This is a genomic window from Streptomyces sp. NPDC006879 (assembly GCF_042869595.1).
Lineage (GTDB): Bacteria > Actinomycetota > Actinomycetes > Streptomycetales > Streptomycetaceae > Streptomyces.
In genome coordinates, this window is record NZ_JBIAGC010000002.1 from 304,996 (window position 1) to 318,374 (window position 13,379).

The window sequence follows — 13,379 nt, forward strand, 5'->3', positions numbered from 1 at the left end:
CGCCCCGGCCAGGGGCGGGCAGGCGGGTCCTCGGCGGGCGAGCTGCCCCCGGGCCCGTAGCACCACTGGATGCGGGAAGCCGTCCCGCACCCGGAATCCGCAGAGAAGGAGCCGTCCCATGGCGCAGTCCAAGTCCGGTATCGCCGCCGTCAGCACCCCGGCGTCGGCCCACGAGACCGACGAGGTCACCGGGCCCGTCGTGGTCGCGGTCGACGTGGAGGACGAGGAGTAGTCCTCCACGCCCGTCCGCGTCCTGACCTGGGCGCCCCTCCCGTCTCGTGTGCCCCTTGTGGGGCCGGGGAGGGGCGCCCCTCGCGCTTCACCCTGGAGGTGCAGTGATTCACGTGTACGTCGGGCCGACGCTGCCGGCGTCGGAGCCGTTACTCGCCTCGCCGGGCCTGCGGGTGCTTCCGCCGGCGCGGCACGGCGACCTGTTTGACACCGCGATCGGCGGCGGCGACACGGTGGTCCTCGTCGACGGCGTGTATCACCAGGCGCCGGCGCTGCGGCACAAGGAGATCCTGGCCGCGATGGGCAGGGGAGTCCGGGTGATCGGGGCGGCGAGCATCGGCGCGCTGCGGGCGGCCGAACTGGCGCCGTACGGGATGCTCGGCGTCGGCAGCGTCTACTCCGCCTACGTCTCGGGGGAGATCGACGGCGACGACGAGGTGGCGGTCGGGCAGGCCCCGGACGGGGAGTTCGGCGCGCTGACCTGGCCGCTGGTCAACCTCCGGTACGTGTTGGGCCTTGCCGTCTCGACCGGCGTGCTCAACGACGATCGGGCCGCCGGGCTTCTGGAGTCGCTGCGCGCGGTGTACTACCCGCAGCGCACCTGGGCCGCCGTACGGGCCGTGTGCCGCCGCCAGGGCGAGACGGAGTTCGCCGACTGGTTGGCCGGGCAGCGTGAGCAGGACCGGCACTTCGGCGACCTCAAGCGCACGGACGCGCTCGACGCCGTACAGACCGCGCTCGCCGGCACCACGGCGGCGACGGACGAGGCCGCCGTGGTGCCGGGGTGGGAGACGGCCTACTTCCGCCGCTGGTCCAACGCCGCCGTGCGCGAGCGTGTGGACGGCCTGGAGCTGTCCACCGAGGACCGCGTGATCTACCAGCAGGTGTTCGATCCCGGATTCCGCGAGAGGTGGGCGGCCTACCTCGAACACCTCTCCCGGCTTCCCGCCGACGGTGGGCCCGGGCTGCCGCTCGCCGAGCGCCTGGCCCGTGCGTGCGGCGGGGATCTGACCGCCGACCGGGTGTTCCACCCGAGGCCCGATCTGCGCGACGAGCAGACCGTGGCGCTGCTGCTGGCCGGCGAGACCGCCGACGACCGGTGCGCGGTCGCCCGGTACGCCGATGCCCTCGCCTGGGCCCGCCGCAGCCGGCCCGGGTTCTCGACGGCGGCGGTCCGCGACGAGGTGGCCCGCGATCTCCTGCTGCGGGTGTGGCGCTGCCCGGAGGAGGAGGTCGACGCGGAGGCGTCCGCGCGGGGACTGGTCCGGGCGGCGAGCGCGGTGGACGCGGCCAAGCGGCTGGTGCCCGGGTTCCTGGAAGAGACCGAGAAGAGGACGGAGGCGGCCCATGGCGGGCGTTGACGAGCTGGTGACGCTGCCGGGAACCGTACGGGCCCGGACGCCCGAGGAGACGTGGGCGGCGGTGGCCGGGCGCCTTGAGGAGTTCGGTATCACCCGGGTCGCGGACCTGACCGGCCTGGACGTGATCGGACTGCCGGTGTGGACGGCGATCCGGCCCGCGTCGAAGACCTTGTCGACGTCGCAGGGCAAGGGCGCCACCGTGCTGCTGGCGAAGCTGTCGGCGGTGATGGAGGCGATCGAGCTGTGGCACGTCGAACAGCCCCTGCCCGTCGCCGCCCACGGCCCGGCCGCCGAGGTCGCCCCCGACTGCCCCCTGTCCGCGCTGCCGACCATCGCCGCGTACCCCCAGGACGCCCTTGCCCGGGTGGTGTGTGAGTGGGCGGCCGGCACCGGCCTGCTGAGCGGGGCGAAGGCGCTGCTGCCCATCGACCTGGTCCGCCGCCGCGACCAGCGCCCTGCCTGGACCCCGGACGTGTGGCGCGCGACCAGCACCGGACTGGCGTGCGGCAACACCCGCGACGAGGCGCTGCTGCACGCCCTGTTCGAGGTGGTGGAGCGCGACGTGCTGTACCGGGACGCGCAGTCGGGCGGACGGCGGCGCACGCTGATCGACCCCCGCACGGTTGACGACCCGCTCGGCCGGGAGGTGATCGCCCGGCTCGCGGCTGCGGGCATGGCGCTGGAGATCGCCCTGGTCGGCGGCCCGTACGGGCTGCCGGTGTGCGTCGCGTATCTGTGGTCGGAGGACTACCCGGTCGTCTTCGCCGGCGGCGGCTGCCACAGCCACCCGGACATCGCGCTCACGCGGGCGGTGACCGAGGCCGCGCAGTCCCGCCTCGCCGCCATCGCCGGAACCCGCGACGACCTCCCCGCCGATCCCGGCAGCTTCGACACCTCGCCCTTCCGCCCCGCCCAGACCGCGGGGCTCACGCCATGGCCGGAGGCGGCGGCCTGCTTCACCCCGGCCGCCGGCGGCTTCGCCGACCAGGCCCAGGACATCGTCCGCCGCGTCCAGCACATCACCGCCCACGAGCCGGTGGCGCTGGACCTGTCCGCCCCCGGCTGTCCCGTCCACGCCGTGCAGGTCGTCTGCCCCGGCACCCGGTCCCGGATCAGAAGGTCAATGCCCCGATGAACCCCACCACCCCGGCCCCGACTCCGACCTCGGCGCCGCCCGCGCCCGCGCAAGGGCGCTCGGCCCAGTACGACGCCTTCCACGCCGCCCGTGCCCGCACCAACCTGGTCGCCAGCCTGTACGCCCAGGCGATGGGCGAGGACTACCCGGCCGAGGTCGCCGCCTCCAGCTCCTGCGACTGGCCCCTGCTGGGGCTGCTGACCGCGCGGCTGCGACTGCGCCCGGGCCAGCTCCTCGTGGACGCCGGATGCGGCGCCGGCGGCATCGGCCTGTGGCTGGCCCGCGCCCTCGCCGTCCGCCTGGCCGGGTTCGACCTCTCACCCGTCGCCGCCGCCCAGGCCACCGCCCGCCGCGCCCACTTCCTCGGCCCCGCCGCCGACCGCGCCGTCTTCCACGTCGGGGAGCTGGAGCACACCGGCCTGCCCGGCGGATCCGCCCACGGCATCGTGTGCGTGGACGCCCTGGGCGGTGCGGCCGACCGCGCGGCGGCGCTGCGCGAGCTCGGCCGCGTCCTGGCCCCCGGCGGCCGGCTGGTCGTCACCCGCGCACTCCGCCGTGGCGCGGAACCGGCGTGGCACGAGCAGGTCGCCGCCGCCGGCCTGACGCAGGAACACCTCGACGAGCGGCCCGGCGAGGCTGCGATGTGGGAGCGGCTCTACCAGCTGTGGATCGCCCACTCCGACCAGCTGCGGCGCGAGCTGGGCGAGGCACCGGCCCAGAACATGCTCCGCGAGGCGCACCGGATGCTCCCCAAGCTCCGCGGCAGGCGAGCTGTCCTGCTGACGCTGCGGCGCCCCCCGAGCACCCCGGCCGGAGCGGGTCCGGCCGATAGGATGGCCGCGCCCGACCGCCACCCCGGCGACAGGCCCGCGTCCAGCAAGGAGACCCCGCAGTGAACCAGCACCACGCCCGTACGGCGGTGTTCTCGGCTGGTTCCTGGGGCACCGCCGTGGGCAAGATCATGGCCGACGCGGGCACCAGCGTGATCATGCACGCCCGGCGCGCCGAGATCGCCGACGCGATCAACACCACGCACCGCAACCCCGGGTACTTCCCGGACGTCGAGCTGCCCCACACGGTGACGGCGACCACCGATCCGGCCGCCGCGCTGGACGGCGCGGACTTCCTCGTGCTGTCCATCCCCGCGCAGTCCCTGCGCACCAGCCTCGCGGCCTGGGCCCCGCACATCGGCCCCAAGACCGTGATCGTGTCGCTGATGAAGGGCATCGAGATCGGCAGCGGGCTGCGGGCGAGCCAGGTCATCACCGAGGTGACCGGCATCCCCGCATACCGGGTCGCGGTGCTGTCCGGCCCGAACCTGGCCGGGGAGATCATGGCCGGCCAGCCCGCCGCCGCCACCATCGCCTGCCCCGACGAGGACGCCGCCCACCGCGTCCAGCGCGCATGCCACACCCCCTACTTCCGGCCCTACACCTCCACCGACGTCACCGGATGCGAGCTCGGCGGCGCGGTCAAGAACGTCATCGCCCTCGCGGTCGGCATCGCCTCCGGCATGGGCATGGGACACAACTCCCAGGCCATGCTCATCACCCGCGGCCTTGCCGAGACCACCCGGCTGGCCACCGCGATGGGCGCCCACCCGGCCACCCTCGCCGGGCTCGCCGGCCTGGGCGACCTGGTCGCCACCTGCTCCTCGCCACTCTCCCGCAACCGCACCTTCGGCACCCACCTCGGCCACGGCATGACCATGGCCGAGGCGACCGCGGCGACCCGGCAGACCACCGAGGGCGTCAAGAGCGCCGAGGCGATCCTCGCCCTGGCCGGCGCCCACGACGTCGAGATGCCGATCACCGAGATCGTCTCCGCCCTGCTGCACGAGAAGGTCACGCTCGACCAGGCCGCGGCCGCGCTGATGCAGCGGCCCCCCAAGCCCGAGCGCTGACCCCCGCGGCGCCCCGGCCCCCCGGGGCTTGCCGCACCTCGCCTTCACCCTCCCGACACGGAGGTCCTCACCCATGCGCGAATCCGTGCTGCCCGCTGCCCAGATCGTGATCACCCTCGCCCTCGTGGCGTGGATGATCACCGGCTTCACCCCTTTGCCTGGCCGCTGGCTGCGGTGGAAGATGTTCTGCCGGGCCACCTTCACTATCGTCACGCTCACCGGCACCAAGGACGGCCACGCCGAGCAGGTCAACGTCTACGACCACCTCTCGCCCGGCTCCTTCATCCTCGGCCCGCCCCAGCTCCAGGCGATCCTCGACCACCTCACCGCCAGCGGCCGGTACGACCGCATCGACGGCACCGGCCGCGTCCTGTCCGCCCGCGGCGAGCAGCCCGTGAAGGTGGTGAACAGCCGTGTGGTTGGTTGACGCGCTCACCTCCGGCTTCACCCACCCCACCGACCCCGGCCGGCTCCAGCTCTTCCGGATCATCTTCGGCACCGTGCTCACCGCCCGGTTCGCCCTCGCCCTCGGCCAGGGAGGATGGGACCGCCTCGTCCCGGGCTCCCTCAGCCTCCACCTCGCCGAACAGCGCTTCGGCCCCCGCCAGGCCCGGCTCCTCGCCAGCGTCTACCGGCCCGCGCTGCTCATCCGTACGACCGCCGCACTCGCCCTGGCGCTCGGCATCGCCCCCCGCCTCGCGCTGCTGGTGGTCCTGGCCGGCGCCGCCATGGAACTGCTCTACCTCAAGAGCCCCAACGCCGTGCGCTACACCCTCCTGACCGGCTCCTGCCTCCTCGTCGCCGGGAACCTCGGCAACGGGCTGACCATCGAGCACGCTCCGAGCGCCGCGAACACGTGGGCCCTGTGCCTCCTCGTGCTGATCACCACGGACATCTACTGGAACAGCGCCTGGCAGAAGCTCCGCAGCGACCAGTTCCGCACCGGCCTCTACCTCGCCCAGTGGGTCCACACCTACACCCAGGTCAGGAACCAGCTCCCGCACCGCCGCGGCCAGTACGCCGTCCCCGCCTTCGTCCGCCGCCACCTGGGCAGCCTCACCGACCGCGACATCCGCATCTGGCGCCTGCTCGCGGCCACCGTCATCGCGGCGGAGCTCGCGCTGCCCATCGCGCTCCTCATCCCGCAGACGATGCCGTACGCCGTCGCCGCCGGCATCACGATGCACGCCACGTTCAGCTGCCTCAAGCCCCGGCAGCTCATCACCTTCTCCGGCCTCACCACCGGCACCTACGTGGCCTTCGTCGCCTGACCCTTCCCCCGGACCTCCGCAGCCGACACCAGGCCCGAGGACCGGGGGCCGGCGGGAACCGTGCACGTCGGTGCCGGGGTCCGCCCCGGCCGCCGCCGTCACCACCGGGAAGCCGGACGTACCGTGAAGCCATGGCCGGGCGAATACGCCGGTGCGCGTACGTCATGTGCTCGAAGCCGCTGCCGGAGGGCTCCCGCAGCGACAAGCGGTTCTGCGACCGCGCGTGCCGGGCGGCGCATCGCAGGTGGCTCCGTCACCAGCGGGAAGCCTTCGCCATCGGGCTGGCGTTCCTGTGGGGCGAGGAGCCCGAGCAGGTCGTACGCTGCCCGGTGTGCGGGCGCCGCTTCGCGCTGGGGCACCCGTACCGCAAGGACAAGATCTACGACCGCGAATCGTGCCGGCAGGCGGCTTTCCGGGCCCGCCGCCCGGGCCGAGGGGGTACGCGAAGCCGTTACGCCGGACAGCACCCCAGAACCCCGTCACAGGCCGCTGACCAGCACCAACGCCCGCACCTCATGACGGAGACCACGACGTCGGGTCTGCCACCGGTCCGGTCGAGTGGGCAACCGTCAAGCCCGTGACCTGGACGTTTGCACACCGACGGCAGAGGGCGGCCCCGCGTCGACGGGGATTCGCGAGGGGCCCCGGGTCCCCGGCGCGGGCCGGTCCCGCTCCAGCTGGCGCACCCGGTCGTGGACGCGCTCCAGGCCGCCGGTCCCCAGCCCATCGCCGTGCAGGTAGTAGAGGCCCAGGTCGCCGTCGAGGGCGGCGAGCAGGGCCGCCACGCTGCGGATCTGGTGCGACCACAGGGCGCGGTGCACGAGGTGGCCCTGCAAGTCGTGGCCGAGGAGGTCGGCCAGCTCCAGGGCCGCGGCGCCCAGGTACGCGCACTGTTCGCAGGGCTCGGCCGGCAGGTCGGCCTTCGCCTCGTCGAGGAGGTGGAGGTACTCGTCGGGGTGCGCGGAGACCAGGCGCCGGACCGCGATGTCCTGGGCCTGGAAGTAGCTCGGCTCCCACCTCGCCATATCCCCACCGTACGCCCGGCCCCCGTGGTCAGGACTCGGCGCTGCGCCGGTCTCCGCCCCGGGAACGGAAGGTGACCCCGGCGTCCGCGAGCAGCCGGTGCACGCCGCCGTACGAGCGGCCCGTCTCCTGCGCCAGGGCCCGGATGCTCGTCCCGGAGTCGTACTTCTTCTTCAGGTCAGCGGCGAGCTTGTCGCGGTCCGGGCCGGGCGCGAGCCGGCGGGCCTTGGACTTGTTCGACATGGGCGGATTCCTCCCTGGAAGGCGGCGGACGCTGCCATGATCGCGTGAGGCGGTGGCCGCGGCCACCGGTTCGGCGCAGGTGCTCGGACGAGCAGAAGGGGGCGGCTGGTGACGATCACGGACCCGAGCCAGTGGGAGGACCTGTTCGTCCGCGACGTCGACGAACAGCCGGTGCAGTTCGTACGGCCCGCGGACACCGACCGCCCGGTGTGGGCGGTGTACGAGGCGGCGGTGTACGTCGGGAGCGTGACGGCGGAGGCGGACGGCGGCCGGCCGCTGTGGCAGATCCAGGGAACGCGGGAGGCCCACCGCGACCTGGACGACGCGATCCGTGCCCTGCGGCGCCCGGCGTCGTGGACCCGTGAGCGCGAGCAGGTCGCCGCCTGGGCCCGCCGCCTCCTCGCGGACGAGACGCTGCTGGCCATCGACGTGGAGACGACCGGGCTGGAGAACGCGTACGCGGTGCAGATCGCCGCTGTCGACCGCGCGGGCGCCGTGGTCTTCAACGAGTACGTGCAGCCGAACGCCGCCCTGGAGCCGGCGGCCGTCGCCGTGCACGGCATCACCCCGGACCGCCTCGACCAGGCCCCGGCCTTCGGCGAGCTGCTGCCGCGCCTCACCGACGTCTTCCATGGCAGGGTCGCGGTCGCCTACAAGATGGACTTCGACCGCGGCGTCATCGAGCGTGAGCTCCACCGCCACCACCACGGCGACGCCGCGGCGGTGGACGCGTGGCTGGGGCGGGTGCGGTGGGAGGACGCGATGGTGCCGTACGCGGTGTGGCGCGGACTGTGGTCGGTCAAGCGCGGCGCCTACCGCAACCAGCCGCTCGGCGGCCCGCACGACGCGGTCGCCGACGCGCGGCTCCTCATTGCGAAGCTCGAACAGATGGCCGCGACACCATCCACTTCACCCTGGTGATCTTCCCCGACCGCGAGCAAGGGCCAGAGCCGCACGCGCGGTCACTCTCACAAACGTTCCTTTGCGCGAGCAAGATCAACAACCGGCCGCCGAACCCCCGCCGAGCCCCGATCGGTTCTCAGAACCCGTTCTCACTCGAAAGCGGGACGGACCCCCTTCTGAGACTTGCATTGTGCGAAAATTCGGGCCCATGACGGACCCTCAGCAGCCCTCGCCAACCGACCGGTCGGACGCCGACGACGTCGAACAGCACGCCTGTCCGAAGTGTGACGCGCAGCCCGGCTCGCCGTGCCGCTCGCGCGGCGGCGCGGTCGCCTCCGCCTACCACACCCGCCGCTTCACCCTGGTGCCCCGGCTGAAGAAGGCGCTGCGGGTGCCGACCCCGGCCGACCGCGGCCCGGGCCGGCCGTGGCGGCCGGGCACCCCGCCGCCGGCGCCGGTCGACCCGGACCTGCCGAGCGCGGACATCCGCATCGGGTACGCCCGCTGCTCGACCCTCGGGCAGGAACTCGACTCCCAGCTCGACGCGCTCGCGGGGCACGGCATCCCGAGGGACAAGATCTTCAGCGAGAAGATCAGCACCCGCGTCCGGGTACGGCCCAAGTTCGAGGAAGCGCTGCGGACGGCGCGGGAGGTCAAGGCCCACGCCCCGCACTGCCGCGTCATCTTCACCGTGTACGAGATGAAGCGCCTCGGCCGCGACGCCGCCGAACTCACCGCGCTCGCCGACCACCTCACCGCCCACGGCCTGGTCCTGGAGATGCTCGCCGGCCCCCTGCCCGGCATCTACGACCCCACCGGCCCCGGCAAGCTGCTGTTCGCGTTCTTCGCGGCGATGGCAGAGACCGAGCGGGAGAACATCCGCGAGTCCACGTTGGAGGGGCTCGACACCGCGGCCCGCAAGGGCAAGCACGGCGGCCGTCCGCCGGTCATCACCGACGACATGCTCCACACCGTGCTCCGCCGCCGCGCGGGCGGCGAGTCCGTCGAGCAGATCCAGCCCGACCTGATCATCCCCACCGGCAAGCGCAAGGGACAGAGTCCCTCGGTGGCCAGCATCTACCGGGCGCTCGCCGAGCACGCCAAGCGCGAGGCGTACCCCGAAGCCGTCGAGGCGGCCCACGCCGACTTCGCCGCCCTCACCGCCGGCGAACTGCCCGGCCCGCGCACCGCCGGCCAGCCGGAGCCCGCCCGGTGACGAACTCCCTCCCCGTCCTGCGGCCCGAGGGCAGAACTCCGTAAACACGCTGGTCAACCGCTCTGCGGCGAGGCGATGATGGCCGCCGCAACGCCGTATGAGAAGAGGTACCCGATGGCTCTGCCCACACTGACCGCCGAGGCCCGCGCCGAGGCGCTGAAGAAGGCCGCCGCCGTCCGCAAGGAGCGCGGCGAGATCCTCGCCCAGCTCAAGAACGGCAAGGTGTCCTTGAAGGACGTGCTCGTCCGTGAGGACGCCGTGGTCGGCAAGGTGTTCGTCCGCCGCCTGCTGGAGTCGCTCCCGGGCATCGGCAAGGTCCGCGCCGCCCAACTCCTGGACGAGCTCGGCATCTCCGAGAACCGCCGCGTTCAGGGCCTCGGGCCCCGGCAGAAGGAACGCCTGCTCGAACTGTTCACGCCAGCGGCCTGACCAGCGACACCCTGTCGGGGCGGGCCTGGCTCCGGCAGGGTGGGAGCGATCCGCCGCGACGATCAACGGGAGGGAACGACGATGGCGTACGAGGACCGTACGTACCACGGCATCCAGGGAGCCGGCAGCAACGAGGACGGATGGCAGCCCGCCCGGCTCCTGGTCGAGAAGCCCGAGTTCGGACCCACCCAGCGCGAGAACGTGAAGGTGCTGCGGGAACTGCCCGAGCCGGAAGACAGCGGCGGCTTCGGCTGGGGCTACGACGGCACTGGCACCAGCCACACCGCCGCCGCACTCCTCGCCGATGCCCTCGACCTCGGCGACCCGGCCGCATGCGGCATCGCCTTCATCGCCCATCCCGAGGACCAGACCCTCATCCAACTCCGCGAAGACTTCTGCGACGACGTCCTGTCCCAGCTCTGCGACGAGTGGCGGCTCCGCCGCGGCGTCATCCTGCGCTGGTCCCGTGCCTGGTACCTCCAGCACGGCATCACCGACCTCCCCACCGCGCTGCGCGACCTCCCCACGCGTACGGACACCGACACCTGAAAGACACGCTCCGCACACGAGGACCCCGGCCATCAAGCCTGATCGCCGGGGGTCCTCGCTGCCATCCGCCTCTGAATGGGACCTGCACGCATCACAGCAGGTCACCACGACTATTCAGTGCTACTCGCCACCTGGCCGTAGCTATACGAGAACAGGGCCTCCCCGGCTGTACCGACGTTCCCCAAAGCTGGAGACCGTCCGGCCTGCCGGCGCGGGCACCGCGTCCGTCAGGGCCGGGTCCGCGCGATGACGACCGGCGCTTCCCCAGCGGGCTGATCGTCCTTCAGCCAGAAACCTTGCGCCTGAAAGATCGCGCGCAGAGCCTGGTGCATGGCGGTCTGCTGGGCGCGCCACACGTCGTCGGCCCGGTTCTCCATGTGCGGATGCTGCCGCCACAACACCTGAAACCCGGCGGGCCCGGGTACGACCGACAGGGCCGCCCCGCACCGGTCCTCGAAGGCGTCGGCGTGGAGATCCGAGATCGGCAGCCCCGCCTTCATCAAGACGGTCACCACCTCCACCGCCAAACTGCGGCGGCCGTCCGGCACGGAGTTGCTGACCACCGCCCGGTTCAGAGCCTCCAGGGCCCTTGCCTGCCACAGGTCATCGATCGGGCTGCTGGTGTACGACTCGGTCACGGTGGCGCTCCTGGCACTCGGGACTGCTTCCGTACGCCAACCTGCCCAGTTCGCTCGGCCAAGGTCATCCCATTGCCCCTTTTGGCTGCGCTACTTCACCAGTCCCCGGTCGGTGACGGCCGCGAGGAACTCCTTCGTCTGCACCACTGGTGTCCCGCGCAACGGCGGACCCGACGGCGCCGTGTCCGCCAGATCCGAGTACCTCGCGGACACGCGCTCGACCGCGGCCCGCATCTGCCGCTGCCGGTGTTCCTGGACGACCTGCGCGTACGGCTCCGGGATCTCACGCTTGTCGTGGATGCCGATGAGCGTCGTCGAACCCTGGCCACCGCCGAACCCGTAGGTTCCGAACTTCCAGTCGAGCTCGCGCGCCGCCTTCCGCAGCGCGGCCCGGATCAGATCCAGGCCGCCCAGCTGCTCGGCGGTCTCGTTCGGCACGTGCACCTGGAACGTCCCGCCGTAGCCGCCGGCGCCTTCGGGCCCGCTGCGTTCCAGAAGCGGCACCAGCACCTTCGCCAGCGCCACGCACCGCTCGTCCTTCGCGTACGACACCATGACGGCGAACCTACCGGCAGCGAGCAGCCCGGTTCGCCAAGATCCACTGCTTAGCGTTAACCGCTGTACCGATGTTCCCCAAGGTGGGCCCCCAGCGGCCTCCCCCAAGACCGCCGCCGCGGTCCACGGTTGCGGCGAGCGCGGGCACTCCAAGATCATCCCGTGGTGGCTTTCAGGCTCACCTTGGCGGGGCGCAAGAGGTCGGAGAACCCTCAGCTCAGAACCATGATCAATCTCAGCGCCAACCGCTGTACCGATGTTCCCCAAGGCCGCACTCGGCCCACCGCTCGAAGGCCGTCCGTGCCTGGCTCGCCGACCACGAGGACCAGGTCGAGCTGCACTTCCTGCCTTCGTACTCACCCGAGCTGAACCCGGACGAGCTGGTCAACGCCGACCTCAAACGCAGCCTGCCTCACACCCACCGGGCCAGGAACCAGACCGAACTCGCCGCCGAGACCCGGCGGTTCTTCCACCGCAGACAACGCCAACCTGGCATCGTGCGCGGATACTTCGGCGGCCGGCACGTCTGCTACGTCATTGACGAGTGAACACCATGAGTTTCTGATCAATAGGCGCTGCCGCCCAAAGACCCCGGGGCACGCTCTAGTGGCGGCGGGCCAGCAAGTGGGCGTCGAGGAAACCCCGCTCGGAGGCCGGGTCGTGGAGCAGCCGGGCGAACGTGGCGAGCCCGGCCTCGGCCAGCGACTCGGCGAACCGGTCCGCCGGCCAGCTATAGGCGGGCGTCACCTTGTGGTTGAAGCGGACCGGCTCCGGTCCGTCGGTCGCGAAAAACGAGACCAGCAGCAGGCCGCCCGGTGCCAGGACACGCACCTGCTCGGCGAGCAGCGCGGGCAATTCTTCAGGCGGGGTATGGATCACCGAGTAGTGGGCCAGTACGCCGCCGAGCGCGCCGTCCTCGACCGGCAGATCCTCCATCCGCGCCTCATCGAACCGCAGCGCAGGATGGGCCCGCCGGGCGTGGTCGACCATGCCCGGGGAGAGGTCGAGCCCGAAGGCGTCCAGCCCCAGGTCGTGCAGCATGGCCGTTAGATGTCCAGGACCGCACCCAACGTCCGCTGCCCGCGGGTTCCCCGTCCCGCGCACCAGCTCGGCGAAGGTGCCGATCATGTTCCGCGAGAACGGCTGCGTCTCCAATCGATTAGCGAACAGCGACGCATACAGTTCGACGACCTCGTCGTAGGCCGCCCTGGACTCGTCCTGGTACTCCGTCACGGGGAAGGAAGCTAGCATCCGCGCACGTTCGCAGCTTCTCCGGCCACGTGCCTCGCGCCGAAGCACGGTCACCAGCTTCCCGAACTGCCGCGGGCTCAGCCCGGTGAACGGGGCTATCCATGACGGCTCCGACGCCGTGATCACACCAGCCACACCAAGATCATCTCACCCGTGACCAGCAGTTACGGGACAACCCTTAGCTTCGCTGACAACGGACAGGCTGAAACATAGGGGGTCTGTCACACCTGTCACGCTGTCACCCAAGCGGGTGACCTAGGGCAACGTGTAAGCCGGTGCAATGACACCCCTGAAGTTTCCCCGTGATCTTGGACACTCGATGGTTATGCCGCGAGGGCGTGTTGATGCCGCTGTCTGGTCTCGGCCGGGGTGAGGTAGCCGAAGGTCTTGTGTTTGCGCAGGCGGCGGCGGTTGTAGAAGGTCTCGATGAAGGTGAAGACCTCGGCGCGGGCGGTGGCTCGGTCGGGCCAGGTCCGGGTGCCGATCTCCTCCTTGAGCAGGGCCCAGAAACTCTCCGCGGCGGCGTTGTCGAAGCATGATCCGGTGCGCCCGCAACTTTGCCGCATCCCCAACTCTTGAGGCTCCCCCTGTGACCTGGACAGCCTGATACTGGGACGGATAGTCCCGGAGGAAGCAGTCACAGGTAGTGAGCAAGAAGAGCAACATGGGTA

The 13,379-nt window shown here is 71.9% G+C and carries 16 protein-coding genes and 2 pseudogenes; 11 read left to right on the forward strand and 7 right to left on the reverse strand.

The window, feature by feature from the left end:
* The first annotated feature begins 335 nt into the window (after window positions 1-335).
* The 6 genes from ACFYMC_RS03130 (at window position 336) to ACFYMC_RS03155 (ending at window position 5,901) form a co-directional block, all read left to right on the forward strand.
* A complete protein-coding gene (locus ACFYMC_RS03130; protein WP_388517887.1) occupies window positions 336-1,592 on the forward strand; it encodes a TfuA-like protein in 1,257 nt (418 codons plus the stop codon).
* Window positions 1,579-2,727: a YcaO-like family protein gene (locus ACFYMC_RS03135; protein WP_388517890.1), complete on the forward strand. Its 1,149-nt coding sequence runs from the start codon at window positions 1,579-1,581 to the stop codon at window positions 2,725-2,727. Before ACFYMC_RS03130 ends, ACFYMC_RS03135 begins: the two co-directional genes overlap by 14 nt.
* A complete protein-coding gene (locus ACFYMC_RS03140; protein ID WP_388517893.1) occupies window positions 2,724-3,623 on the forward strand; it encodes a class I SAM-dependent methyltransferase in 900 nt (299 codons plus the stop codon). Before ACFYMC_RS03135 ends, ACFYMC_RS03140 begins: the two co-directional genes overlap by 4 nt.
* Window positions 3,620-4,630 carry an NAD(P)H-dependent glycerol-3-phosphate dehydrogenase gene (locus ACFYMC_RS03145; protein WP_388517895.1) on the forward strand — a complete coding sequence of 337 codons (1,011 nt, stop codon included), beginning with the start codon at window positions 3,620-3,622 and terminating at the stop codon, window positions 4,628-4,630. Before ACFYMC_RS03140 ends, ACFYMC_RS03145 begins: the two co-directional genes overlap by 4 nt.
* 73 nt (window positions 4,631-4,703) lie before the next feature.
* Complete coding sequence (locus tag ACFYMC_RS03150; protein WP_388517898.1) at window positions 4,704-5,057, forward strand: hypothetical protein; 354 nt, start codon at window positions 4,704-4,706, stop codon at window positions 5,055-5,057.
* Complete coding sequence (locus ACFYMC_RS03155; RefSeq protein WP_388517901.1) at window positions 5,044-5,901, forward strand: hypothetical protein; 858 nt, start codon at window positions 5,044-5,046, stop codon at window positions 5,899-5,901. Before ACFYMC_RS03150 ends, ACFYMC_RS03155 begins: the two co-directional genes overlap by 14 nt.
* A gap of 569 nt (window positions 5,902-6,470) precedes the next feature.
* Here the strand turns inward: ACFYMC_RS03155 and ACFYMC_RS03160 are convergent.
* Together ACFYMC_RS03160 and ACFYMC_RS03165 are read right to left on the reverse strand one after the other, a co-directional pair.
* On the reverse strand, window positions 6,471-6,926 hold the full coding sequence (locus ACFYMC_RS03160; protein WP_388517904.1) for a hypothetical protein: 456 nt from the start codon (window positions 6,924-6,926) through the stop codon (window positions 6,471-6,473).
* Between the two features lie 28 nt (window positions 6,927-6,954).
* Complete coding sequence (locus ACFYMC_RS03165) at window positions 6,955-7,167, reverse strand: helix-turn-helix domain-containing protein (protein WP_388517906.1); 213 nt, start codon at window positions 7,165-7,167, stop codon at window positions 6,955-6,957.
* Window positions 7,168-7,275: 108 nt separating this feature from the next.
* Between ACFYMC_RS03165 and ACFYMC_RS03170 the strand changes: the two genes are divergently transcribed.
* From ACFYMC_RS03170 to ACFYMC_RS03185, 4 genes are all read left to right on the forward strand, one after another.
* Window positions 7,276-8,088 carry a 3'-5' exonuclease gene (locus ACFYMC_RS03170; RefSeq protein WP_388517908.1) on the forward strand — a complete coding sequence of 271 codons (813 nt, stop codon included), beginning with the start codon at window positions 7,276-7,278 and terminating at the stop codon, window positions 8,086-8,088.
* A 190-nt stretch (window positions 8,089-8,278) separates the two neighbouring features.
* Window positions 8,279-9,286, forward strand: a complete 1,008-nt coding sequence (locus ACFYMC_RS03175) for a recombinase family protein (RefSeq protein WP_388517911.1) — start codon at window positions 8,279-8,281, stop codon at window positions 9,284-9,286.
* A gap of 114 nt (window positions 9,287-9,400) precedes the next feature.
* The gene (gene mihF / locus ACFYMC_RS03180) at window positions 9,401-9,715 is read left to right on the forward strand and encodes an integration host factor, actinobacterial type (protein WP_388517914.1); all 315 of its coding nucleotides are present in this window, start codon (window positions 9,401-9,403) and stop codon (window positions 9,713-9,715) included.
* A gap of 81 nt (window positions 9,716-9,796) precedes the next feature.
* Window positions 9,797-10,264: a DUF6166 domain-containing protein gene (locus ACFYMC_RS03185; protein WP_388517917.1), complete on the forward strand. Its 468-nt coding sequence runs from the start codon at window positions 9,797-9,799 to the stop codon at window positions 10,262-10,264.
* 227 nt (window positions 10,265-10,491) lie between these two features.
* Here the strand turns inward: ACFYMC_RS03185 and ACFYMC_RS03190 are convergent, their stop codons facing one another.
* Together ACFYMC_RS03190 and ACFYMC_RS03195 are read right to left on the reverse strand one after the other, a co-directional pair.
* Window positions 10,492-10,902, reverse strand: coding sequence for a hypothetical protein (locus ACFYMC_RS03190; RefSeq protein WP_388517919.1), 411 nt, complete (start codon window positions 10,900-10,902; stop codon window positions 10,492-10,494).
* Window positions 10,903-10,992: 90 nt separating this feature from the next.
* A complete protein-coding gene (locus ACFYMC_RS03195; RefSeq protein ID WP_388517922.1) occupies window positions 10,993-11,457 on the reverse strand; it encodes a hypothetical protein in 465 nt (154 codons plus the stop codon).
* A 281-nt stretch (window positions 11,458-11,738) separates the two neighbouring features.
* Between ACFYMC_RS03195 and ACFYMC_RS03200 the strand changes: the two are divergent.
* Window positions 11,739-12,005, forward strand: a pseudogene (locus ACFYMC_RS03200) (transposase); the annotation flags it as partial.
* A 55-nt stretch (window positions 12,006-12,060) separates the two neighbouring features.
* On the opposite strand, the gene ACFYMC_RS03205 reads toward ACFYMC_RS03200, so the two are convergent.
* The 3 genes and pseudogenes from ACFYMC_RS03205 to ACFYMC_RS03215 all read right to left on the reverse strand — a co-directional run bounded on the left by ACFYMC_RS03205 (window position 12,061) and on the right by ACFYMC_RS03215 (window position 13,274).
* Window positions 12,061-12,690 carry a class I SAM-dependent methyltransferase gene (locus tag ACFYMC_RS03205; protein WP_388517966.1) on the reverse strand — a complete coding sequence of 210 codons (630 nt, stop codon included), beginning with the start codon at window positions 12,688-12,690 and terminating at the stop codon, window positions 12,061-12,063.
* 51 nt (window positions 12,691-12,741) lie between these two features.
* Window positions 12,742-12,843: pseudogene (locus ACFYMC_RS03210) on the reverse strand (IS5/IS1182 family transposase); the annotation flags it as partial.
* A 188-nt stretch (window positions 12,844-13,031) separates the two neighbouring features.
* Window positions 13,032-13,274 (reverse strand): integrase core domain-containing protein, encoded by a 243-nt coding sequence (locus tag ACFYMC_RS03215; RefSeq protein ID WP_388517925.1) that lies wholly within the window; start codon window positions 13,272-13,274, stop codon window positions 13,032-13,034.
* Window positions 13,275-13,379 lie beyond the last annotated feature (105 nt).